This is a genomic window from Streptomyces sp. G45 (assembly GCF_049542095.1).
In the GTDB taxonomy this organism is placed as follows: domain Bacteria; phylum Actinomycetota; class Actinomycetes; order Streptomycetales; family Streptomycetaceae; genus Streptomyces.
This window is the reverse complement of record NZ_JBMUZU010000001.1, coordinates 786774-805401: the sequence shown is the minus strand read 5'-3', so window position 1 is coordinate 805401 and position 18628 is coordinate 786774. Positions and strand designations below refer to the sequence as shown.

Here is an 18628-nt window from a genome sequence, read left to right as displayed (position 1 = left end):
GCCAACCTAGGAGCGGGCCCCCACGTGCGCAGATCTGCTTGGCCCGGCCGGATGCATCGGGCCGTCGCGCTCCGCCAGTCGGGCGGTTCGCACGGCCCGCAGGAGCACCAGCAGCGCGACGGCCGCGCACACCGCGTTGCTGGCCACGTCGGCGGCCATGGAGCCGCCGTTCTCCGGCCGCACGGGGAACGCCGCCCAGACGTACGTCAGCAGCGCGCCGCCCGCGAGCGCGCACACGTGCCGCGGCCCCCAGCCCCGCTGCCGTGACCAGCGCGGCACCACGACGACCGCCGTGAGCGCCACCGCGCACCACGCCCCGACGCCGGTCCACTCGTACCGGTCGGCGGTGACGAGCACCGACGGCCCCCAGTAGAGGCTGGTGCCGAGCAGCGCGGCGGCGCCCACGCGCCACGGCGCGGGCGCCCGGCCGGGAACGGCCGCCGGACGCCGCCGCGCGGGCAGCCGCAGGGCGGCCACCACGAGGCCCGCGATCACGGCGCCGCACAGGGCGAGTTGGGCGGGCGAGGCGAGGAAGCGCTCCTCGGCGTAGTTGCCCCAGAAGACCAGCCCCGCGCCGAGCACGTACGCCACGCCCGTCACCACGAGCCCCCGGCGGCCCAGCCACGGGGTGGTGCGCCGGGCGGGCACGCACGCCTCGACGAGCGCGATCGGCACGCAGACGCTCCACACGGTGTGCAGCGCGAGCACCGCCTGCACCAGCTCGACGCTCGTACCGAGGCCGGGCAGGTACGACGGCCCGTGCAGCAGGTCCTGTCCGGCGTACGCGTCGTTCCACAGGAGCTGGTCGACGGGGCCCTCCTCCACCAGGGCGTACGCGGCGGCCAGCAGCACCATGGCGGGCCAGCCGCCGCCGGTGCGCCGGGCGGTCTCGCGGACCAGCAGCGCCCCGCAGCCGTACAGCGGCGCGAGCAGCACGCCGAGCCCGAGTTCGGGGACGGTGAGGTTGCCGAGCAGGAACTCGCCGACGAACGGGGCGAGCAGGAACAGGGCGAGGACCGGGCGTCCCCTGCCCGTCGGGCGGGTGGGAGCCATGGTGTGACGGTAGGCGGGGGAGCGGGGGCGCCGCTGCGGCCGGAAGTCGACGCCCGGGCGACGAAAGTAGCGTCCTTGTGCCGGGCCGGGGGGGGCCGACCACCGGGCTCGGTCCGGTGGCTGCCCCCCCGGCGCGGGGTCACTCCTGGGTCAGGTCCCCCGCCCGCGCTTCGAAGCGGGCCGTGACCCCGTCGTCGCTCCGGCGCCGCAGGCCCGCCTTCTCCAGGACGCGGACCGACGCCGGGTTGGACAGCTCCACCTGCGCGCACACCGTGTGCACATCCGGTGAGGTGAGGGCGTACGCGACGACGGCGCGGGTGGCTTCGGAGGCGTAGCCGCGGCCCCGCCGGGACGCCACCACTCCGTAGCCGACCTCGATGACCCCGTCGTTGGGCGGCCAGAACAGCCCGATCGAGCCGACCGCCAGGCCGCTGTCCCGCTCGACGATCAGCCGGTGGCCGTACGGGGTGAGCCCTTGGGGGTGCTCGGTGAGGAACCCGGCGATGACGCCGTCGCCCTCGGCCGGGAAGTCCTCGGCCCAGTGGGCGAGCCGGGTGCCGTCGACGACGGCGGTGAGTTCACCGGGCGACCACGTGCGCAGCACGAGCCGTTCGGTGGTCAGGCCCGCACCGGTCACGGCGTACGGAGAAGCAGCGGACGGCACGGAATCAGGGGAAACAGAGGAAGAGGGAGAGAACACGCGACACTCCTGGTCGTGGGCAGACGACCGGGCCGCTCACTGTCCTCGCGCGGCCCGGACTCGGGCATGCTGATGGCGGGCCTGGCAGGCCATATTCATCAACCTCCCTGGTCGGAGCGGCAGTCGGGGGCGGACGCGGAGAGCGTGCGCCGGGCGAGCCTAGCAAGAGGGGCGGGGCCCGCCGACGGCGGGGAGTTCACGGGCGGGGTGGGGCGGCGGGTCCGGGGGCCGTGGTGTCGACCGGCTCCGGGCCCAGCGCCTCGGGTATCGCGGGTTCCCGCAGCGGGCGCAGCAGGAGCCAGCCGAGCACGGGCAGGGCGATCAGCGGGGCGAGGGCGGCCTGGAGCGAGGTGTGGTCGGCGAGCGCGCCGATGGCGGGGCTCGCGACGCCGCCGACGCTGACCGTCAGGCCCAGAGTGACGCCGCTCGCGGTGCCCACCCGGTTCGGCAGGTAGTCCTGGCCGAGCGTGATGTGCAGCGAGAACGGCACGTACAGGCCCGCGGACGTCAGCGCCACGAAGACGTACAGGAGCGGCCCCGGCACGAGCACGACCCCGGCGACCGCGAGCACGGACAGCGCGTACGACCAGCGGACCACGGTGACGCGGCTGTGGCGCGTGGCGAGCCTGCCCCGGCCACCGTGCCCACCGCGCCGCCGATGTACAGCACGAACAGCGCCGCCGTGCCGGACAGTTCGCCGCCGCCGGTGCGCTCGCGCACGTACAGCGCGATGAAGGCGCTCAGGCCGACGAACACGATCGAACGGCACACGATGGCACCGGTGAGCCGCAGGAAGGACCCCCAGTCGTCGGCGCCGACGGGCCTGGCGGCGCCCTTGGCCGTCGCGGTGGCGGGCGCCGCAAGGCCCCGCAGCGCCGCCGCGCACAGCGCCGCGCCCGCCACCGCCGGGACGACCAGCAGCGGGGACGCGCGGAGGCCGCCAGTGGCCACGACGGCGGAGACGAGCAGCGGTGCCGTGGCGAAGCCGAGGTTGCCGCCGAGCGAGAACCAGCCCATCGCGGTGTGCGAGCCGCGGCTGGCGATCCGCGCCACCCGCGCGGCCTCCGGGTGGTACGCGGCCACGCCGACGCCGGACACCGCGACCACCGCCAGCGTGAGCGCGTACGAGCCGAAGACGCCGCTGAGGGCGACCCCCGCGCCGCCCACCAGCGTGCTCACCGGCAGCAGCCACGGCAGCGCCCACCGGTCGGTGAGCGCCCCGAACAGCGGCTGCACCACCGACGACAGCAGGGACGCGGCGAGGACGATGCCGGACGCGGCCGCGTAGGTGTACGCGCGCTCGGACACGAAGTAGGGCACGAGCGCGGCCACCGCGCCTTGGTAGACGTCGACGCAGGCGTGGCCGACGGACATCAGGGCGAGGGGCTTGCCGGAGGCGGTGACGGGTTCGGTGGGTACGGGGACGGATTCGGTGGACACGGTGACGGGTTCGTTGGGTATGGGGACGGGTTTGTCGGACGCGGGGATGGGTTTGTCGGACACGGGGACGGATTCGTTGGACGCGGGGACGGGTTTGTCGGACACGCTCTGATCGTCGCGAGGCCGCCCGCTGTCGGGCTTCCGATAAAATGCCAAGCTGTGCCGAAAATCCGCCACACCCCCAAGGCGCCGACCCACCTGCGGGTCCTGGCCTCCGGTGAGCGCATCGACCCTCACCGCCACGACGACCACCAGATCGTCTACGCGGGCTCCGGCGTCGTGGCCGTCACGACCGACGCCGGGACGTGGTTCGCGCCCGGCACCCGCGCCATCTGGGTGCCCGCGGGCACCGTGCACGCCCACCGCGCCCACGGCCGTCTGAACGCCTACTTCGTCGGCCTGCCCGCCGACGACAACCCGCTCAATCTGGACGCCCCGACCGTCCTCACCGTCACACCGCTGCTGCGCGAGCTGATCATCGAGTACACCCGGGCCCCGGACGACACCAGCCCCGAACGCCGCCGCCTGCGGGCGGTCCTGCGCGACCAGTTGCGCGCGTCCCCGCAGCAGCCCGTGCAACTGCCCACGCCCCGGGACCCGCGCCTGGCCGCCGTCTGCGCGCTCGTCCACGAGCACCCGGCGGACCCCCGCACCCTCGCCGCCCTCGGCGCTGAGACCGGCGTCGGCGAGCGCACCCTCAGCCGCCTGTTCCGCTCCGAACTCGGCATGACGTTCCCGCAGTGGCGCACCCAGTCCCGGCTCTTCCACGCCCTGCGGATGCTCGCCGACGACACGCCCGTCACCACCGTCGCGCACCGCTGCGGCTGGTCCTCCACGAGCGCCTTCATCGACGTGTTCCGGCGCGCCTTCGGCTACACGCCCGGCGCGCACCAGCGCCGCCCCTGACCCGTCTGACCCGTCGCCGGGCTCGGCTTAGGATGCCGTCATGGCTGATCCGGACCCCTCGACCCGCACCTCCGCAAGGGATCCGGAGCTCGGCTTCCCGCCGCCGGGGCAGGTGCTGCACCGGCTGCGGACCCAGCGGGGGATGTCGCTGCGCCAGGTGGCGGCCGAGTGCGGCCTGTCCGTCTCCTTCCTGGCCTCCCTTGAGCGCGGCGAGACCGACATCGCCCTGGAGCGGCTGGGGCGGCTCGCCAAGGTCTTCGGTCACGACGTGGGTTCGTTCCTTGGGTTCTCGCGCGGCCCCGCCCTGCCCTCGCTCTTCCCCCGGGAGGAGCAGGAGACGCTGCACCGCGCCCCCGGGGTCGTCTACCGCGTGCTGCGCTCGCCGGACCTCGGCTACCAGGTGGTGACTGGCGACTTCGCGCCGCACAGCGGCCTCACCGAGGACCTCCAGCACGAGGGCACCGACCTCGTCATGGTCACCCGCGGCACCCTCGTGGCCCGCTACGACGGCGTCGACCACGAACTGCGCGCCGGTGACGGCGTCCAGTGGTCGGCCGGGCGCCCGCACACCTTCCGCAACGACGGCGACGTCCCCGCGCAGATGGTGGTCGTGCTCTTCTCCAGCCTGTACTGAGCTTCAGCCTGTATTGAGTTCCGGCCTGTATTGAGTTCCGGCCTGTACTGAGCCGCGGGTCCCGCGAGGGCGCGCCGCAGACTTCACCGCGCTCAAGCTGTGCGATATTCTGCTTGTACGTGCTTTTTACTGCACATGCTGGCCGAGTGAGGCCACGTCAGGACGGCGTAGGGCGACGCAAGGCGACGTTCGGGAGGACCGCGTGATACCGGAACTTGTCAGGACCTGGGCGGCGGGCTGGGCCGTGTCCCGGCGTACACCTCAGCCGGTGGACCGGCCCTGGGGCGTGTACATCGAGGTCGGCACCGCCGAGCAGGTGGGGCGCCATGTGCTGCCGCACGCCACCGAGTCGGCGGTGCGTTCCGCGGCCGAGTCGGCGCGCGTGCCCCGCACCTGGCTCCACGTCCCGGAACCGCGGGAGACGGTGGGCCCGTGGCTGCCCGCCGGATGGCTGATCGACGAGGAGGACTGCGGCCATCTGATGGCCGTGGACCTCATGGCCACGGACCCGGTCGCGCCCGAGGGGTACACGACCTCGGTGGAGACGCGCGACGGCGTCACCTTCGTGCGCGTACGAGACGCGGCGGGTGCCGTCGTGGCGCAGGGGCAGATGGCCGTGCTCGGCGAGGCGACGGTCATGGACCGCGTCGTCACGGAGGAGGCGCACCGCCACCGGGGCCTCGGCAGCCATGTGATGCGCACCCTCGCGAGCGAGGCGCTGGCCCGCGGCGCGACCCTCGGCGTGCTGGGCGCCACCCCCGACGGCCGCGCCCTGTACGAGACCCTGGGCTGGAAGACGCACGCTCCGCTGACGTCGTGCGCCTTCCGCCCTTGAGCGGGGGCGGGCGGACGGGGCTGCCGCGATGGCCGGTGCGATCTCGGCGGAATCGGGCTCGGGCTCGGGCTCGGGTTCGGGCTCGGACTCGGGTTCGGACTGGGGCTCCGGTTCGGTCTGCGGCGTGAAGCGGGCGGCGGGTCCGCGCCAGTGCGAACGGGAACGGCATGGCCGGGTCAACTCCACGCGTCTCAGGCGCCTTTGGGCGGCGCTTACGTCCCTTTGATCGCCCATATGCACAATCGAGATATGGCGATGACCTCAACTCCCATACGGCCCGCACGGCATATGCGAGACGACCGGAGGCGGTGCCGCCTTCTGGTTCCTGCCGAAGCGCGAGGGTGCCGTGGAGCCTGGCCCCGAGCTGCTGGAGAAGCTCGGGGCCGTGTTCGGCGATCAGGCCGACGTGCTGAAGGACAGCTACGAGGTGATGAGCGCCGAGACGCCCAGTGAACCGCACTGGTATCTCGCCGTGATCGGCTCCGACCCCGCTGCCCGCGGCCAGGGCCACGGCGCCGCGCTGCTCCGCTCCGGGCTCGCCCGCGCCGACGCGGAGGGGGCGCCCGTCTACCTGGAGGCCTCCACGGCCGACACCGTCCCGTTCTACGAGCACTTCGGCTTCACCGTGCGCCGCGAGCTGCGCCTGCCGCACGGCGGGGTATCGATCTGGCCGATGTGGCGTGAGGCCAGGTCGGCCCGTCAGCCCGACCAAGCCCACAGACCCTGACCGAACGGATGGCGGTGCCCCGTGCCCCTGGTGGCCCCGACCGTTGATGGTGCCGGTGCGAACGCCTCGCCTGGTCGCCTCCGCCCAGACCGACCTCAGGTGCGTGTGGTGACGAATGCGTCCTCGGCCGCGTAGTCGAAGAACCGGCTGAAGTACGGGTCGTCCGACCGGGGCAGAACCCCCGTGTCGCCGCCGGTCCGGGCGGCGTTGGCGAGCCAGTCGACCGCGGCGGCGACCGTCGTCGCGTAATCCCCGACCGGCCGGTACCCGAGGGCTTCGGCGGCGGAAGTGTCGAGCACGACCGGGTGCGGCGAGTCCCATGGGGTCCGCCCCAGCGTGTCCGGAGCCGTCTCGTCGAGCAGGACCTCGTCCCACGTGTGCCCGAGGAGCCGGGCGATGACGCGGGAGATCTCCAGCGCGCTCGGCGCGTCGGGGTCCGCGCAGTTGAGGATGCGCGTGCCCGGCCTCTCGGCGACCGTTCCGATGAGAGCGGCGATATTGGCCGCGGCCGTCGGATGGACAACGCCGGTGCCACGGCGAGTCAGGAGCACCACGCCGCGCCGGTCCAGGGCGCGCTTGACGAACACCCATTCGCGAGGGCGGGACGCGCCCACCCCGTGAACGCGGGAAGGACGCACCACGGTGATGGGCAGACCACTGTCCAGAGCGACCTGCTCGGCCGCTGCCTTGTTGGCGCCGTAGCCCTCCCGGGACCGGTAGTCCATGTCACCCGGGGCCACGGTGGGCTGGGATTCCCGGACGGGGCCCTCGAAGTGGGGCGGGACGTCGGAGTTGGAGTGGTTGCCGTCCGCGTCGGCGTACACGGCACGGCTGGAGATCAGCGCCGTGGAACTGGCGTGTTGGGCCAGCGGCAGCAGGAGCCGGGCGTCGGCAGCGGTATAGCAGACGCAGTCGACGAGCAGGTCCGCGCCGCTTCCCAGCGCGGCCCGGAGCTGACCCTCGTCGGACCGGTCCGCCGCCACGAAGCGGGCCCCCATGGCGGCGATCTCCGGTGGCATACGGCTGGGATTCCGACCGGTGACGTCCACGGTCCACCCGGCGGACAGCAGCCGCCGGGCCACAGCACGACCGATCAGACCGGTACCGCCGAGGATCAACGCACGCGACATATGACGAGCATAGGCACGGTGCCCGCGCCCGTGCGGCCGCCCCGGGACGAGGCCGCCGCGGCCGGAACCCGTGGGGCGCCTCGGGCGATGACCGGCGCGCCGCCTCAGTGCTGCTGGTCCGGTGCGGTGGTCAGGCGAGGGCGGTGTCCTCGGCCGCGGTCAGGACGATGCGGCGTTGTCCGTCGTGGTGTGCGAGGAAGGCGTCGAGCAGCGGACGGTGCCGCGGGGTGGGGCGGCCGAGGTCGGCGAGGTCGCGAACGGCGTGGGGCATGTCGGCCGCGTACCAGGACTACCAGGACAGGGCGGCCTCGTCGAAGCCGAAGGCGGTGGGGGTGTTTCCCTCCCAGGACAGATTGTCCAGCTCGAAGTTTGTCCAGCTCGAAGTCGCCGTGGATGACGCCATAGTGGTCGGCGTCGCGGGGAGGGCGGCCAGCCGGTCGGCGAGGTGCTGGACGGCGGCGACAGGGGTGTCGGGCAGGACGAACACGTGCGAGGCGCTGGAGCGCCACCAGCGCGCGGTGCCCGCCGGGCGGTCCCAGCGGGCGGCTACCGCGTCGGCCACCGGTGACTGCCAGCCCTTGTTCACAAGGCGTGCAAGTGTGCTTATCTCGCCCAGGTGCACCATGCGCGGGATGGTGTCACCCCGGCTCGCGGCCGCTGCAACGGGACTTCGCAGCGGCTGAATGCCAGCCCTGGATGAGTCGAGCGGTGCCGCTAGCTGGGGTGCGGCCCTCTAACATCCGGGCCACGAGGGGACCGCTAAGAAGCGGCTGACGTCGCAAGCCTTCCGCACGGCCGCCGTCGCAGGGCGCATCCGCGAAGGCCGTGCGGGTGGTCCCGCCTTCCGTCGGCGGGCTGCTCGAAGGGGCCCGCGCGGAGCCCGGGCCGGAAGGCGCACGGGTCCGCGCGCCTCGTGCGTCTTCCGGCCCTGGGGGCTGGTCAGGCGGGCAGGGCCGCCTCGATGGCCGAGATGACCTCGGGGGACTCAGGCTCGGTCTGCGGGGAGAAGCGGGCGGCGACAGTGCCGTCGGGGGAGATGACGAACTTCTCGAAGTTCCAACGGATGTCTCCCGTGTGGCCCTCGGCGTCCGCCGCCGTGACCAGATTCCGGTACAGGGCGTGCCGGGATTCGCCGTTGACGTCGACCTTCTCCGTCATGGGGAACGTCACGCCGTACGTCGCCGAGCAGAACTCCGCGATCTCCTCGGACGTGCCGGGCTCCTGGCCCATGAACTGGTTGCAGGGCACGCCGAGGACGGTGAAGCCGCGTGCGGCGTACGTCTCGTGGAGGCGCTCAAGGCCCTCGTACTGCGGCGTGAGACCGCACTTGGAGGCGACGTTCACGATGAGGACGGCCTTGCCCAGGTACTGCGACAGGTCCGCGGGGCCGCCCTGGAGGCGGTCGATCTCTACTGCGTCGTAAACAGACATGCTGGGGAGCCTACGCCGCGGCCGGGGAGAGGCGCCTAGCGCGGCTCCTCCCGGTGCAGTTTGCCGCGTGCGATCAGTTCGACCGTCACCGCCGTCGCCTGTGCCTGTACGGCCATCAGCGCGATCAGGACGAACAGCTGGACCGCGCCCGCCTGGACGGGGGACGCGCCGCCCAGCAGCATGCCGACGAACGCGCCCGGAAGGGTGACGAGGCCCACCGTGCGGGTCTGGTCGAGTCCCGGCAGCAGGGCGTCCGACGCGGCCGGGCGGATCACCTCGAGGCGGGCCTCGGCCGCGGGCAGCCCGAGGGCCAGGCCCGCCTCGAACTCGCCGTACCGGGCGCGCAGTTCGTCCAGGGCGCGGCGACCGGCGAGGACGGTGGCCGTGAGCGCCCCGCCGATGAGGATGCCGGTCACCGGGATCATGGCGATGCCCCGCGGCGGCACCAGGCCCGCCAGGGCGAGGACCGCGACCACCGGCGCGACCGGCACCGCGACGGGCACCGCCGCCCACCACCAGGTGCCGTTCGGCGTGACGCGGCGTCCGGCCGTGCGCGTGGCCACGCCGAACATCAGCAGCAGGAAGGCGAACAGCGCCGCCACGTGGTGGACCACCCAGCCGATCACCAGGGACACCGCGGCGAGCTGGGCCGCCGCCCGCGCACCGGCCACCGCGACCTCCCGGGCCCGGCCCCGCGTCCCGTCGGGGGAGAGCCGGAAGACGGCCACCGCCGTGGCGGCGGCGCCGAGCAGCACCACCAGGACGACGGCCAGCGTCACATTCACCGGCAGCAGCGTCTGAGCGGCCATCGGCACCAGGGTCTGAGCAGCGAGGATACGCACGCGCCCACCCTAGGCGGGGTGGCCGTAGGCTCCCTTGGTACCGGTGCGTCCGCCTTCGGGCCGACGGCGCGCCCGGTGGGACGTACGCAGCTACAGAAGGGCGAGATTCATGGCGCAGCAAGTGCGGGGTGTGATCGCACGCGCGAAGGGTGAGCCGGTGCGGATCGAGACGATCACCGTGCCCGACCCGGGGCCGGGTGAAGCCGTGGTGAAGGTCCAGGCGTGCGGGGTGTGCCACACCGATCTGCACTATCGCGAAGGCGGCATCAACGACGAGTTCCCGTTCCTGCTCGGCCACGAGGCGGCCGGTGTCGTGGAGTCGGTGGGCGAGGGCGTCAGCGAGGTCGCGCCGGGCGACTTCGTGATCCTTAACTGGCGCGCGGTGTGCGGCCAGTGCCGTGCCTGTCTGCGCGGCCGCCCCCAGTACTGCTTCGACACGCACAACGCGCGGCAGAAGATGACGCTCGCCGACGGCACGGAACTCACCCCGGCCCTCGGCATCGGCGCGTTCGCGGAGAAGACCCTGGTCGCCGCCGGGCAGTGCACCAAGGTCGACCCGGAGGCGTCTCCGGCCGCGGCGGGCCTGCTCGGCTGCGGCGTGATGGCCGGGATCGGCGCGGCGATCAACACGGGCGGCGTGGGGCGCGGCGACTCGGTGGCCGTCATCGGCTGCGGCGGCGTCGGCAACGCCGCCGTCGTCGGGGCGCGGCTCGCCGGGGCCGCGAGGATCATCGCCGTGGACATCGACGACCGGAAGCTGGAGACCGCGCGCGGCCTCGGCGCCACCCACACCGTCAACTCCCGCTCCACCGACCCCGTCGAGGCCGTCCGGGAGCTGACCGGGGGCTTCGGCGCGGACGTCGTCATCGAGGCGGTCGGACGGCCCGAGACGTACGAGCAGGCCTTCTACGCCCGTGACCTCGCGGGCACGGTCGTCCTGGTCGGCGTGCCCACCCCCGACATGCGGATCGACCTGCCGCTGCTCGATGTCTTCGGGCGCGGCGGCGCGCTCAAGTCGAGCTGGTACGGCGACTGCCTGCCCTCGCGGGACTTCCCCATGCTCATCGACCTCTACCGGCAGGGGCGCCTGGACCTCGACGCGTTCGTGACCGAGACGATCGCCCTGGACGAGGTGGAGCAGGCCTTCGCGCGCATGCACGACGGCGACGTCCTGCGCTCGGTGGTGATCCTCTGATGGCCGCGAGCACGGGTCCCGTGCGCGTCGAACGCGTCGTCACCTCGGGCACGTTCTCCCTGGACGGCGGCACCTGGGACGTCGACAACAACGTGTGGCTGGTCGGCGACGACCGGGAGGTCCTGGTCGTGGACGCCGCCCACGACGCCGACGCCATCGCGGCCGCCGTCGGCGCCCGGCGCGTCGTCGCCGTCGTGTGCACACACGCCCACGACGACCACGTCAACGCCGCGCCCGCCCTCGCCGAGCGCACCGGCGCGCCGGTCCTGCTGCACCCGGACGACCTGGAGCTGTGGAAGCTCACGCACCCGGACCGCGCTCCGGACGGCGAGCTGTCCGACGGCCAGGAGGTGGACGTCGCGGGCGTCACGCTGCGGGTGCTGCACACGCCGGGGCACTGCCGCGGCGCGGTCAGCCTCCACGCGCCCGCGCTCGGCACGGTGTTCACCGGCGACACGCTGTTCGCGGGCGGGCCCGGCGCCACCGGCCGGTCGTTCAGCGACTTCCCCACCATCATCGAGTCGATCCGCGAGCGGCTCCTCACGCTGCCGCCCGAGACGGTCGTGCGCACCGGCCACGGCGACGACACCACGATCGGCGCGGAGTCCGGCCACGTGGAGGAGTGGATCGCGCGCGGCCACTGACGCCCGCCACGACACACTGTGAGAAGGCCACCCGGGGCGCCCCCGGGTGGCCTTCTCACGCTGCTAGCCTGTAGCAGGTGAATAGCGATACTGACCCTTACGTGCTGCGGGCTGATGCACCCTCCGTCGAGACCTATCTGCGGCTTCGTTCCGAGTCGGGCCTGAGCGCCAGGACCTCGGAGGCGGTCCGCGCGGGGCTCGCCCACACCTGGTACGCCGTGACCGTGTGCCACGGCGAGGAGGTCGTCGGCATGGGGCGCGTCGTCGGGGACGGCGGGTGCGTCTTCCAGATCGTCGACATCTGCCTGCTGCCCGATCACCAGGGGCGCGGCCTGGGCAAGCGGATCATGGCGGCCCTGGTCGGCGAGCTGGAGCGGCGGGCGCCGAAGAGCGCGTACGTCTCCCTGATCGCCGACGGCGACGCCCGCTTCCTGTACGAGAAGTTCGGCTTCCGCGACACCGCTCCCGCGTCGATCGGGATGCACCGCTGGATCTGACGGCGCGTCGCGAGGCGCCGGGGCTGCACGCGTGGCGCGCCGCAGGTCACGCGTGGTAGCCCCCTCACTCGATCTCCGATAAGTTAGGCAAGGCTTACCTAATGGAGGTTGAGGATGGGTGTCCGACACGTCAGCACGACCATGCCCACAGCAGCGGCGCGCGCTCGCTCCGTGCTCGCCACCGCCTGGTCCTGCACGGTGACCACGGAGATCGGCAAGGACGACCTCGTGGGCGCCCACAGCGTCACCGAGCGCGGCACGGTGCTGCTGCACCCGCCCGAGGACAGCGCCCTGGCCGCCGCGCTCATCTGCGCGCCGCGCGGCGAGCCGTCCACGCTCGTCGAGTTCGCCGACGTCGCCCCCGTGCCCGTCCGGGACCGCGTCCGCACGCGCGTCTGGCTGTCCGGCACCCTCACGGCCAGCCGCGAGCACCTCGTGTTCGAGCCGACCTGCGTCGTCCTGCACGACCTCCACGGCCGCACCGGCGTCGACCTGGAGGAGTTCGCGCTCGCCGACCCCGACCCGCTGGCCCACGCAGAGTCCCGGCTGCTCACCCACCTCGCCGACGCGCATCCCGACGCCGTGGAGCAACTCACCCGGCTCATCGCCGCGGACAGCCTCGCGGGCGTCGTGAACGTCAAACCGGTCGCCATCGACCGGCACGGCCTGACCCTGCGCCTGGAGCGCGTCAGCAGCCAGGCCGATGTGCGCCTGCCCTTCCACCGGCCCGTGGAGGACCTCGGCCAGGTCACCGAGCGCATGCACGCCCTGCTCACCAAGGCCCGGCTGTTGCGCCGCCCGGTGCTGCGCCCGGTCACGCCACCGGAGTCCTGAGCCCGGGCCCTTACGCCGGTGCCTGGACGTCGGTGCCTTGACGCCGGTCCGTGGGCGCCGGGGCCCCGCGGTGCGAGCCCTGGTAGAACGCCCCGCGGTCCGCGCCCTGATGGGACCTACGCGGCCCGTCCAGGAGGAGGTCCAGCGCGCCCCCGAGTGATCGGCCGTCGCGGCGGGTGGTGCAGACTCCGTGTCAGGGACCCGGACCGACCCGGGGCACGACCGGTACGGAGGCGGACGCAGTGAAGCGCATCGGCATCATCGGAGTGGGCGAGATCGGCCGGGCCCTCGTGACGGGCCTGTGCGGCGGGGGCGACTGCGGCGGGGACGACGCTCCGCCGGAGGTGTTCCTCTCGCCCCGGGGCGCCCGCACCGCCGCCGAACTGGCCGAGCGGTACGCGAGCGTGCGGGTGTGCGCGGACAACCAGGAGGTCGTGGACCGCTCCGACCTCGTACTCATCGCCGTACGCCGCCAGGACCGGCACGACGCCCTGGCCGGGCTGCGGGTGGACGGCACCAAGGTGGTGGTCAACGTGATGGCCGGGGTCAGCAACGACGACCTGCGCGGGACACTCGCCACCGACGCGCCGCTGGTGCGGGCCATCCCCCTGCCCACCGTGCGCGAACGCCGCTCCGTCACGGTCACCTACCCCGCCCACCCGGAGGTGGACGCCTTCTTCGCGCACCTCGGCGGCGCCCTGCCCGTCGCGGACGAGTCGGCCTTCGACGTGTTCTCCGCGCTGACCGGAACGCTGACCACCCATTACGCGTACCTCGCCACGCTCACCTCGTGGGCCGCCGACCAGGGCATCGCCGCCGACGACGCGGACCGCTACCTCCGCAGCCTCTTCCAGGGCGTCGGCCGCTCCCTGGCCGACGGGTCCCGCCCCCTGCACCAGCTCGCCGCCGACCACGAGACGCCGAAGGGGAACAACGAGCGCATCCGCACCACCTGGTTCGACACGGCCAACTCCGAAGCCCTCAAGAAGGCCCTCGACGGCCTCCTCGCCGACCTTCGCTAGGCGGCAGCTCCGCGGGCCCGCGCCCCGCGCCGGACCGCAGGGACCGCAGCGCCAGGAGCAGGACGCCGATGTCGTCGACGTACACCGGATCGGGCAGCAGATCGGTCGGCAGGACGAAGTACGCGACCGCGCCCCAGAACACCCACTGCCGCCCCGTGGGCAGCCCCGCCCGCCGCAGCGCGCGGCGGGTGCGGACCAGGCGCACCAACAGGGCGACCGCCGCCGCCAGCGTCACGGCCACCAGGACCGCGCCCACGACCAGCAGGGCCGTGACCTCCGTGCTCATCGCCACCCGCACCCGACTCTCCTCCGCTCGCCTCCCCCCCGCTCTCCCCGCCCTCATCCACAGCACACCGGAAGCCCGGGGCGGGCCGTCCGGTGGCTTCCACGCTAAGCGCGAACGTCCCTGTCCGGGGGGACCCGTGGGCGCCGTGGGGCGGGTGCGGGCCGGTGGGGCGGCGCGGGCATGATGGAGGGATGAGCGCCCAGAACCCCGCGTCGCCCGCCACCCCGCCCGTCTCGCCCGCGTCGTCCGTCTCGCCCGTGGAGCCCGTGCAGGCCCTGATCGTCGTCGACATGCAGTCCGGATTCGTCTCCGGTGCCGAGGCCGTCCCCGACGCCGAGCGCGTCCTGCGCCGTACCGAACAGCTCATGGCCAAGGCGCGGGCGGCCGACGCGCTGGTGGTCCAGCTCCAGAACGACGGCCCGGAGGGCGCCCTCGACGAGCCGGGCACGCCCGGCTGGCAGGTCCATCTGCCCGCCGACACCGACCGGGGCGAGGTCGTGCTCCGCAAGACCGTCGACGACGGCTTCGAGGAGACCGGCCTTGCGCGGCTGCTGCGCGACGAGGGCGTCACCGCGCTCGCCATCTGCGGCGTGATGTCGGAGATGTGCGTGAGCGCCACGGCGCGTACGGCGCTCGACCTGGAGTTCCGCGTGGTCGTTCCGCACGACGCGCACGCCACGTACGACATTCCGGCCGCCGAGGGCATCAGCGACGCCGTCCCGGCGGCGACCGTGTCGCGCGTCGCGGAGTGGGCGCTCGGCGACGAGGTCGAGATCGTGCCGAGCGCGGACGACGTGAGCTTCACCGCGCCCTAGGCGGACGGGAAGCCGCCCTGGGCGTACGGGAGGTGAGGGGGCGTCAGGCGTCGGAGCGGGCGAGGGCTTCGGGCGCCCGGAGCGGCGCCCCCGCTCAGGCGGCCCCGTGCCGCGAGGACGCTCGCCACCTCGTACAGATAGCGGTTGACCGGTGTCGGCACCCCGGCGCGCTCGCCGAGGCGGACCACGGAGCCGTTCCACGCCTCCAGTTCGGACGGGCGCCCGGAGCGGATGTCGCGCTGGAGGGACGAGGTGCCCTCCGCGGGCTGCTGGTCGACGAAGGCGAGGGTGCGGTCCACGATGTCGTCCGGGAGGCGCACCCCGAGGGCGTCCGCCACCTGCCGTACCTCCGCCATCCCCTCGGCGAGCAGCCGCCGCGTCCCCGGCCGTGACCGCAGCACGCCGAACGGGGCGTCCGTGACCGTGCCGAGGCCGCCGAACGGCACCACGAACAGGAACTTCGCCCACAGCTCGGCCCAGATGCCGTCCGGCACCGCCACCGAGACCGACGCGTCCGCGAGCGCGGCCCGCAGCCGGGTCACGCGGTCCGACGCGCGGTCGTCCCACTCGGCGAAGGCCAGCGTGGCCGGACCGCCGACGTGCCGGACGCGCCCCGGCCCGTCCAGATGCGCGATGATCTTCGCGGTGCCGGGCAGGACCGCGTCCCGGCCCACCGCCGCGGCCACCTGCTCGGGGGCCTCCACGCCGTTCTGGAGGGTCACCACGGCCGTGTCGGCGCCGACGAGCGGCTTCAACGCGGCGATGGCGGGCGGCAGTTGCCAGGTCTTCACGCACAGCAGGACGACGTCGACCTCGCCGATGTCCCGCGTGTCGTGACTCGCCCGCACCGGCGCGACCGAGAAGTCACCGGCCGCGCTGGCCACGGTCAGGCCCGTGCTCCGCAGCGCCTCCAGGTGCGCGCCGCGCGCGACGAACCCGACGTCGTGCCCGGCGGCGGCGAGGCGCCCGCCGAAGTACCCGCCGACCCCGCCGGTGCCCACCACCGCCACCTTGATCCGCGCCACGCTGCTCTCCGCCACGGAGACCTCCCCTGTCGCTCGGCCACCGCACGGGCGTACGGCGGCTCGACCGGGTCACCCTAACCGCGGCGGGGCTCGGGCGGGGGCGGGCCCGGACCAGGCGAGGGCTCGGGCGGGGGCGGCCCCGGACCAGGCGAGGGCTCGGACGGGCCCGGGCTCGGGCGAGGGGTGCTCAGACGGCCTCGGGCTCGGGCGAGGGGCGGGCTCAGGCGGAAGCGGACGCCTCCCGCGCCGCGCGGGTCTCCTTCGCCGCCCGCCACTCCGGCGCCAGCACCGACCAGACCTCCTGGTCGTGCCGCTTCCCCCGGTACAGATAGCTCTGCCGCAGCACCCCGTCCCGGGACATGCCGAGGCGCTTGGCCACCGCGATGCTGGGCGCGTTGTCCGAGTTCACCCACCACTCGACGCGGTGGATGCCCCGCTCCTCGACGGCCCAGTCGAGGACCACGCGCACGGCGCGGGTCACCAGGCCCTTGCCCGCCGCCGAGGGCTCCAGCCAGCAGCCCGCCTCGGCGACGCCCTGCTCGACGTCCATGGTCCGCAGCAGGATCGCGCCCACGAGGCCGCCGTCGACCCGGATGCCGAAGATCCGCCCGGTGTCCTTCGCCGTCTTGTCCGCGTACGCCTGGAGGTAGGCCCGCGCCGACTCCAGGTCCCTGACGACGTCGGGCAGTCCGTTGTGCCGCCCGATGAACTCCCGTCCTCGGTCGATGTGGGCCAGGAACTCCTCGGCCTGCCACGGTTCCAGCGGGCGCAGCTCGGCGCCGTCATCACCCAGGGATATCGCGTACATCGTCACTTTCCACGGTCGGGACGGTGCTTGACGCTGGGGATCTTCTCACGGGCGGACGCGCGGCTAGGCTCGGTGCCATGCGAGACGCCGCCACCGAGATGGCCGACAGGTCCGCCGCGCCGGGGACCGAGGAGCACCGCGACATCGTGACCGCCGTCCGCTACCACGAAGCCGTCGCGCGCTTCGCGGACGAGGACGAGCTGGCCGCGTACTTCCACCCGGACGCCGTCCACACCCAACTGCCCAACGCCCTCGCCCCCGAGGGCACCGTCCGCGACCTGCCGAGCCTGCTGGCCGCGTCGCGGCGGGGCCGCGGGTTCCTGACCGAGCAGCGCTTCGACGTGAGCAACGCGTTCGCGTCCGGCGGCCGGGTGGCGGTGGAGGCCGTCTGGACGGGCACGCTCGCGGTGCCGCTCGGCGAGCTGCCCGCAGGACACGTCCTGCGGGCCCACGTCGCGGCGATCCTGGAGTTCCGCGACGGACGGATCCTCGCCCAGCGGAACTACGACTGCTACGAGCCCCTGCGGCCCGCCGCGCCCTGACCGCAGCGACTACAGCGGCAGCGCGCAGACCGCCACCGGCGCGGCGAACGGCTCGCCCACGAGGGCGAGTTCGCCGGTGAGCCCGTCCACGCGGAAGACGCTCACCGTGCTCGACCGCTGGTTGGCGGCGAACAGCAGCCGCTGCGACGGCGCAAGCGCCAGGTGCCGGGGGAAGTCCCCGCCCACCGCGACCGTGTCGAGGAGCCTGAGCCGCGCGCCGCTCTGCTCGACGGCGTACCGGGCCAGGGTGTTGTCGCCCCGGTTGGCGAGGTACGCGAACCGGCCGTCCCCCGTCACGACGAGCTGCGCGGGGTAGCTGGTGACCCCGGGCTTGGTGCCCGTGGACTGCGGCTCGCCGGGCGTGAGCCGCCCGCTCGCCGGGTCGTACGCGCACACGACGACCGTGTTGTCCACCTCGTTGGCGAGGTACGCGAACCGCCCCGACGGGTGGAAGGTGAGCGCCCGCGGCCCCGCGCCGGGCCGCAGCGACGCGTACGACACCCGGCGCAGCCGCCCCGCCGTCGGATCCAGGCGGTAGGTGTAGACGCTGTCCGTGCCGAGGTCGACGGCGAGGACGTGGCCGCCGTCCGGGGTGGTGACGATCTGGTGGGCGTGCGGTCCCGCCTGGCCGGGGCCGGGCGGCGGGCTGGAGTGCCGGACCAGGTCGGTGCGCGCGCCGAGCGCCCCGGACGCCCCGACGGGGTGCACGGCCACGGTGCCGGACGTGTAGTGGGCGCTCAGCACCCAGCGTCCGCTCGGGTGCACCGACAGGTGGCAGGGCCCGGCGCCACCGGCGTCCCGCGTGCCGAGGACCCGGTGGTCGCCGTCGGGCGACAGCGCGATCGCGGTCACGCCGCCGGGCTGTTCCTCGTTCACGCAGTAGAGCGTGCGGCCGGACGGGTGCAGGGCGAGGTACGACGGGTTGGACACGCCGGTCAGCGTGCCGGTCCTGGTGACCGCGCCGGTCGTGTCGTCGTACGTGGCCAGGCCGATGCCCGTGCCGCCGCCGGGCTCCGAGGTGTACGTGCCGAGGAACAGGGGCCGCTCGCGCGCCTCCGCGCCGGTGGCCCTGGGCGCCGCCGCGGCCGCGGTGACGGCTCCGGTGCTGAGCGCGGCGGCCGTGGCGAGTGTCGTACCGATGAACGTGCGTCTGTCCATGGTTCACCTCGCGTCTTGTGGGGGAAGGTGTGCCAGCCACCTTGACCCCAGAAGTCACACCAGGCAATACCCGCAACATGAGTTGCATGCTGTGCAACGGCCGC

Annotated in this window: 22 protein-coding genes and 1 pseudogene; 11 read left to right on the top strand and 12 right to left on the bottom strand. The window is 73.8% G+C overall.

Features of this window, described 5'->3' with window-relative positions:
- Window positions 1–6 precede the first annotated feature (6 nt).
- The 3 genes and pseudogenes from ACOBQU_RS03320 to ACOBQU_RS03310 all read right to left on the bottom strand — a co-directional run bounded on the left by ACOBQU_RS03320 (window position 7) and on the right by ACOBQU_RS03310 (window position 3127).
- Window positions 7–1053: a DUF998 domain-containing protein gene (locus ACOBQU_RS03320; protein WP_423624389.1), complete on the bottom strand. Its 1047-nt coding sequence runs from the start codon at window positions 1051–1053 to the stop codon at window positions 7–9.
- Window positions 1054–1192: 139 nt separating this feature from the next.
- Entirely contained in the window at window positions 1193–1717 is a 525-nt protein-coding gene (locus ACOBQU_RS03315) for a GNAT family N-acetyltransferase (RefSeq protein ID WP_423624388.1), read from the bottom strand.
- 232 nt (window positions 1718–1949) lie between these two features.
- Window positions 1950–3127, bottom strand: a pseudogene (locus ACOBQU_RS03310) (MFS transporter).
- Window positions 3128–3352: 225 nt separating this feature from the next.
- Here ACOBQU_RS03310 and ACOBQU_RS03305 point away from each other — a divergent pair.
- The 4 genes from ACOBQU_RS03305 (at window position 3353) to ACOBQU_RS03290 (ending at window position 6295) form a co-directional block, all read left to right on the top strand.
- Window positions 3353–4099 carry an AraC family transcriptional regulator gene (locus ACOBQU_RS03305; RefSeq protein ID WP_423624387.1) on the top strand — a complete coding sequence of 249 codons (747 nt, stop codon included), beginning with the start codon at window positions 3353–3355 and terminating at the stop codon, window positions 4097–4099.
- Window positions 4100–4139: 40 nt separating this feature from the next.
- Window positions 4140–4733 carry a helix-turn-helix domain-containing protein gene (locus tag ACOBQU_RS03300; protein WP_423624386.1) on the top strand — a complete coding sequence of 198 codons (594 nt, stop codon included), beginning with the start codon at window positions 4140–4142 and terminating at the stop codon, window positions 4731–4733.
- A 202-nt stretch (window positions 4734–4935) separates the two neighbouring features.
- A complete protein-coding gene (locus ACOBQU_RS03295; protein WP_423624385.1) occupies window positions 4936–5568 on the top strand; it encodes a GNAT family N-acetyltransferase in 633 nt (210 codons plus the stop codon).
- A gap of 346 nt (window positions 5569–5914) precedes the next feature.
- The gene (locus ACOBQU_RS03290; protein WP_423624384.1) at window positions 5915–6295 is read left to right on the top strand and encodes a GNAT family N-acetyltransferase; all 381 of its coding nucleotides are present in this window, start codon (window positions 5915–5917) and stop codon (window positions 6293–6295) included.
- Window positions 6296–6390: 95 nt separating this feature from the next.
- On the opposite strand, the gene ACOBQU_RS03285 is transcribed toward ACOBQU_RS03290, so the two are convergent.
- From ACOBQU_RS03285 to ACOBQU_RS03265, 5 genes are all read right to left on the bottom strand, one after another.
- Window positions 6391–7425 (bottom strand): NAD-dependent epimerase/dehydratase family protein, encoded by a 1035-nt coding sequence (locus ACOBQU_RS03285; protein WP_423624383.1) that lies wholly within the window; start codon window positions 7423–7425, stop codon window positions 6391–6393.
- Window positions 7426–7555: 130 nt separating this feature from the next.
- Window positions 7556–7696, bottom strand: coding sequence for a hypothetical protein (locus ACOBQU_RS03280; protein WP_423624382.1), 141 nt, complete (start codon window positions 7694–7696; stop codon window positions 7556–7558).
- An 18-nt stretch (window positions 7697–7714) separates the two neighbouring features.
- Window positions 7715–8050 (bottom strand): hypothetical protein, encoded by a 336-nt coding sequence (locus ACOBQU_RS03275; protein ID WP_423624381.1) that lies wholly within the window; start codon window positions 8048–8050, stop codon window positions 7715–7717.
- A gap of 314 nt (window positions 8051–8364) precedes the next feature.
- Entirely contained in the window at window positions 8365–8856 is a 492-nt protein-coding gene (locus ACOBQU_RS03270; RefSeq protein WP_423624380.1) for a glutathione peroxidase, read from the bottom strand.
- A 35-nt stretch (window positions 8857–8891) separates the two neighbouring features.
- On the bottom strand, window positions 8892–9665 hold the full coding sequence (locus ACOBQU_RS03265) for an ABC transporter permease (RefSeq protein ID WP_423624379.1): 774 nt from the start codon (window positions 9663–9665) through the stop codon (window positions 8892–8894).
- A gap of 142 nt (window positions 9666–9807) precedes the next feature.
- Between ACOBQU_RS03265 and ACOBQU_RS03260 the strand changes: the two genes are divergently transcribed.
- From ACOBQU_RS03260 to ACOBQU_RS03240, 5 genes are all read left to right on the top strand, one after another.
- Window positions 9808–10893 carry an S-(hydroxymethyl)mycothiol dehydrogenase gene (locus ACOBQU_RS03260; protein ID WP_423624378.1) on the top strand — a complete coding sequence of 362 codons (1086 nt, stop codon included), beginning with the start codon at window positions 9808–9810 and terminating at the stop codon, window positions 10891–10893.
- Entirely contained in the window at window positions 10893–11537 is a 645-nt protein-coding gene (locus ACOBQU_RS03255) for an MBL fold metallo-hydrolase (RefSeq protein ID WP_423624377.1), read from the top strand. The genes ACOBQU_RS03260 and ACOBQU_RS03255 overlap by 1 nt, the downstream gene beginning before the upstream one ends.
- A 77-nt stretch (window positions 11538–11614) precedes the next feature.
- Complete coding sequence (locus tag ACOBQU_RS03250; protein WP_423624376.1) at window positions 11615–12034, top strand: GNAT family N-acetyltransferase; 420 nt, start codon at window positions 11615–11617, stop codon at window positions 12032–12034.
- 114 nt (window positions 12035–12148) lie between these two features.
- Entirely contained in the window at window positions 12149–12868 is a 720-nt protein-coding gene (locus tag ACOBQU_RS03245) for a DUF2470 domain-containing protein (RefSeq protein ID WP_423624375.1), read from the top strand.
- A gap of 242 nt (window positions 12869–13110) precedes the next feature.
- A complete protein-coding gene (locus ACOBQU_RS03240; RefSeq protein WP_423624374.1) occupies window positions 13111–13890 on the top strand; it encodes an NAD(P)-binding domain-containing protein in 780 nt (259 codons plus the stop codon).
- On the opposite strand, the gene ACOBQU_RS03235 is transcribed toward ACOBQU_RS03240, so the two are convergent.
- The gene (locus tag ACOBQU_RS03235) at window positions 13850–14176 is read right to left on the bottom strand and encodes a DUF1232 domain-containing protein (RefSeq protein WP_423624373.1); all 327 of its coding nucleotides are present in this window, start codon (window positions 14174–14176) and stop codon (window positions 13850–13852) included. The genes ACOBQU_RS03240 and ACOBQU_RS03235 overlap by 41 nt on opposite strands.
- Before the next feature lie 191 nt (window positions 14177–14367).
- Here ACOBQU_RS03235 and ACOBQU_RS03230 point away from each other — a divergent pair, with 191 nt between their 5' ends.
- Window positions 14368–14991, top strand: a complete 624-nt coding sequence (locus ACOBQU_RS03230; protein WP_423624372.1) for a cysteine hydrolase family protein — start codon at window positions 14368–14370, stop codon at window positions 14989–14991.
- Here ACOBQU_RS03230 and ACOBQU_RS03225 read toward each other — a convergent pair.
- Together ACOBQU_RS03225 and ACOBQU_RS03220 are read right to left on the bottom strand one after the other, a co-directional pair.
- Window positions 14988–16031, bottom strand: coding sequence for a 2-dehydropantoate 2-reductase (locus tag ACOBQU_RS03225; protein WP_423624371.1), 1044 nt, complete (start codon window positions 16029–16031; stop codon window positions 14988–14990). The genes ACOBQU_RS03230 and ACOBQU_RS03225 overlap by 4 nt on opposite strands.
- Before the next feature lie 205 nt (window positions 16032–16236).
- Window positions 16237–16824 (bottom strand): GNAT family N-acetyltransferase, encoded by a 588-nt coding sequence (locus ACOBQU_RS03220; RefSeq protein ID WP_423624370.1) that lies wholly within the window; start codon window positions 16822–16824, stop codon window positions 16237–16239.
- Between the two features lie 77 nt (window positions 16825–16901).
- Here ACOBQU_RS03220 and ACOBQU_RS03215 point away from each other — a divergent pair, with 77 nt between their 5' ends.
- A complete protein-coding gene (locus ACOBQU_RS03215) occupies window positions 16902–17366 on the top strand; it encodes a nuclear transport factor 2 family protein (protein ID WP_423624369.1) in 465 nt (154 codons plus the stop codon).
- Window positions 17367–17375: 9 nt separating this feature from the next.
- On the opposite strand, the gene ACOBQU_RS03210 is transcribed toward ACOBQU_RS03215, so the two are convergent.
- Window positions 17376–18524 (bottom strand): lactonase family protein, encoded by a 1149-nt coding sequence (locus ACOBQU_RS03210; RefSeq protein WP_423624368.1) that lies wholly within the window; start codon window positions 18522–18524, stop codon window positions 17376–17378.
- Window positions 18525–18628: the final 104 nt, after the last annotated feature.